Source organism: Lonsdalea britannica (genome assembly GCF_946477055.1).
GTDB lineage: Bacteria > Pseudomonadota > Gammaproteobacteria > Enterobacterales > Enterobacteriaceae > Lonsdalea > Lonsdalea britannica_A.
The window spans coordinates 1-3,177 of record NZ_CAMKXG010000333.1; the positions used below are offsets into that span (position 1 = coordinate 1).

Sequence of the window (3,177 nt, forward strand, 5' to 3'; positions counted from 1 at the left end):
TTATACGGGCAGAGGGCACAGGTGTCGCGATTGTCGCTTTTTTGATGCGGGCAGAGGGCACGGGTGTCGCGAGTGTCGCCTTTTGATAGCGGCTGATGTTACTGGCAGTGGCCTATCGTGATTGCCTGATGTTAAGCGCTTTGGACGTCGTGCGGTTATCTCCTCCAGAACGCGTTTTCCGCATCCCTCGATTTGAAGTTCTAATGATTTCCCTTCCGCTCTGATTAGCGCCAACCCTTGAGCCACGCGGCTTGCAGGGGCGTGGACGCTATAATCTCGTTTACAATCTCCCCCCGATCGTCTCCGTAATGCTGTGTGTATTTCACTTCTCAAGGAGACTGTTATGCAAAGTAAAAAACGCCGCATCATGCGGCTTGAACGCCTGTTGGGCTGGCAACTGACGGCGCTGTTGCTGCTGGGGCTGATCGCGCTGGTGTCGCCGCAGCAGCTGTCGGTGGTGGTCTACAAGATCTCGCTGATTACGCTGGCTGCGGTGCTGGGCTACTGGCTGGATCGTTCGTTATTCCCGAAGGCCTCGTTGGGGCAGTATCTGGAGCACGATCCGGAGCAGATGGCGCGGGGGCATTATCCGGTGCGGGCCGGTGCCGAGCTGGTCTTTGCCGCCGTGTTGCTGCGTCGCGCGATTATCGTCGCGGCCGTGTGTCTGTCTGTGGCGACGGGGTTGTAATCATGTTGTCGCCACAAACCGTGGGCCTGCTGTTGTCCGCGCTGCTGTTGGCGTCGTGGGCTGGCGTTCCGCGCTCTGCTCGCGCCGACGATCAGGCGCCTTCCGCCGCGCAGCGCTATCGCAGCGAGCTGATCCGCAGCGCTCGACTGGAGTGGGGGCTGTCTGCGCCCGTGGCTGACTTCGCCGCCCAACTTCATCAGGAGAGCGGCTGGAATCCGCAGGCGGTGTCGCCCGTCGGCGCGCAGGGGCTGGCGCAGTTTATGCCCGCCACCGCCGATTGGGTCAGCGGCATCATGCCCGAACTCAAGAAAAATCAACCCTTTAATCCAAGCTGGGCCATCCGGGCGCTGACGCACTACGACCGCTGGTTGTGGGAACGTCTGCGCGGCGACAGCGCCTGCGAACGCATGGCGATGACGCTATCTGCCTACAACGGCGGACTCGGCTGGGTACAGCGCGACCGGCGTCTGGCGGAAAAACGCGGGCTGAACGGCCAGCGCTGGTTCTCCCACATCGCCAGCGTCAACGCGGGCCGCAGCGCGGCCAACTTCCGGGAAAATCGCCACTATCCGCAGCGCATCCTGATGGAGCTGGCGCCGCGCTACCTTGCCTGGGGAGGTGCCAGCTGTGTTCACTAATCTGATCCCCTGGCGCTGGCTCGGCGCTTTCGCACTCGTGCTGCTGGTGGCCTTTGGCCTGTACTACAACGGCTATACGCGCGGACACGCTCAGGCCGCCCGCGACGGCGAACTGGCGCTGAGCGAGTTGAAAAACCGTCACGAGCAGGCGCTGCTGGCGCAGGCCGAAGAGGATAACGAGGCCCTGGCGGCCTGGCAGCAGCGCTATCAAGAGCAGGTGGTTTCAGCGGCGGAGGCGGAAAAACGCTATCTCGCCACCGTCTCCGACCTGCGTCGCACCCATCAACAGCTACAGAGGAAAATTGATGATGTTACCCATCGTTGGCAAGATGAACGCGGCCAGAGTCACGCTATCGAGTGCGTGTTTACTGCTGGCTTCGTGCAGCAGTACAACGCCGCCTACGGCCTGTCTTCCCTCACCGCCGATGCGGGAAACCCCGCCGCCGCTGCCCGCCGCGCTGGCAGCGCGTCCGGAGCCGTTGCCGCCGTTGATCCCCGGCTACGCGATTCCGGCGTCGCCCAACGCGATCTCCTCGCTCACGCCACTGAAACCGGCGCCGCCTATCGACGGCTCGCCGCCCAGGTGAATGCGCTGCTGGACTATATCGCGGGGCTGGAGAGATGAAGGTCGAGATTGAATTCTGGACGCTGGTCGGTCTGCTTCTCTCCTTCATGGGCTTTGTTTTCGCCGTCGCGAAGATGTTTTTCGCCCAAATGGAGAAGCGTCAGGCCGAGCAGTTCCTGGCGCTGGACACCAGTTTCAGGACCAGCATGGGCGACCTCAACAGTCTGGAGCGCGAGTTTATGGCGTTCAAGGCCGATCTGCCGCTGAACTACGTCCGTCGTGAGGACTACATTCGCGGACAGACGGTGATTGAAGCCAAGCTCGACGCGCTCTACAACAAGTTGGAGCTGGTGCAACAGCATGGGAGATCCTAGCGGTGGAAATGTCTCGATTGCGTCAGGAGTCCATGCGTTGGCATGTCCTGGTGACGCTAAGCCGTGCGCGGCCGTATCCCGTCAGCCTGTTTTTTCTGCTGGAGGTGATTCGCGGGATATATCCCGATGTGACGGCGCCCGAATTGCGTAGGGCGCTGGACTATCTGACCGAAAGCCATACGGTCTCGGTCAAACCGGAGCCGTATGGCAGCGGGACCGTGAGCCTGACCCGCCTTGGCGCGGATCTGGTCGACTATACGGTCGACAGCCTGCCCGGCATCGCTCACCCCACCAAATATTGGCACGACTAAACCTCAAGCGTCTCCGCGCGTCGTCTTCATCGCGGAGACGCTTTTATCATTCGGCGACGTCCTCCACACCGTCCACTGTCGCGATTCCCCGACAGCGTCATTCTGATTTGCTTGTTTATTCGGGCTTTGTCGCCTGAACCCGACGATTGAAAGCGGGTGTCTCTGTTTGCTCAGGGCTTTGTCGCTTGGACACGACGGATGAAAGCGGGTGTCTCTGTTTGCTTAGGGCTTTGTCGCTTGGACACGACGACTGAAAACGTGTGTCTCCATTTTCTCCGGGCTTTGTCGTTTGGACACGACGACTGAAAGCGGGTGTCTCTGTTTGCTCAGGGCTTTGTCGCCTGAACCAGACGGCTGAAAACGTGTGTCTCCATTTTCTCCGGGCTTTGTCGTTTGGACACGACGGCTGAAAACGTGTGTCTCCATTTTCTGCGGGCTTTTGTCGCCTGAACCCGACGGCTGAACGTGGGGATTTATACCTGCTCAATCGCTGTCATTTTCTGGCGACATTTCAAATGCTGCTGTCACCTGTCACCTGTCACCTGTCACCTGTCACCTGTCACCTGTCACCTGTCACCCACACCCACACCCACACCCACAC

Annotated in this window: 6 protein-coding genes; all 6 read left to right on the forward strand. The window is 60.3% G+C overall.

Going from position 1 to position 3,177, the window contains the following annotated elements:
- Positions 1-343: 343 nt before the first annotated feature.
- Positions 344-688, forward strand: coding sequence for a putative holin (locus Q7O77_RS16185; protein ID WP_304169698.1), 345 nt, complete (start codon positions 344-346; stop codon positions 686-688).
- Between the two features lie 2 nt (positions 689-690).
- Entirely contained in the window at positions 691-1,326 is a 636-nt protein-coding gene (locus Q7O77_RS16190; protein WP_304169700.1) for a transglycosylase SLT domain-containing protein, read from the forward strand.
- A complete protein-coding gene (locus tag Q7O77_RS16195) occupies positions 1,316-1,951 on the forward strand; it encodes a hypothetical protein (protein ID WP_304169702.1) in 636 nt (211 codons plus the stop codon). The genes Q7O77_RS16190 and Q7O77_RS16195 overlap by 11 nt, the downstream gene beginning before the upstream one ends.
- Positions 1,948-2,265 carry a hypothetical protein gene (locus tag Q7O77_RS16200; protein WP_026741167.1) on the forward strand — a complete coding sequence of 106 codons (318 nt, stop codon included), beginning with the start codon at positions 1,948-1,950 and terminating at the stop codon, positions 2,263-2,265. Before Q7O77_RS16195 ends, Q7O77_RS16200 begins: the two co-directional genes overlap by 4 nt.
- Before the next feature lie 32 nt (positions 2,266-2,297).
- Complete coding sequence (locus Q7O77_RS16205; protein WP_244200980.1) at positions 2,298-2,576, forward strand: hypothetical protein; 279 nt, start codon at positions 2,298-2,300, stop codon at positions 2,574-2,576.
- Positions 2,577-2,992: 416 nt separating this feature from the next.
- Positions 2,993-3,177, forward strand: a 185-nt coding sequence (locus Q7O77_RS16210) for a hypothetical protein (RefSeq protein ID WP_304169704.1), incomplete at its 3' end; no start/stop codon positions are given.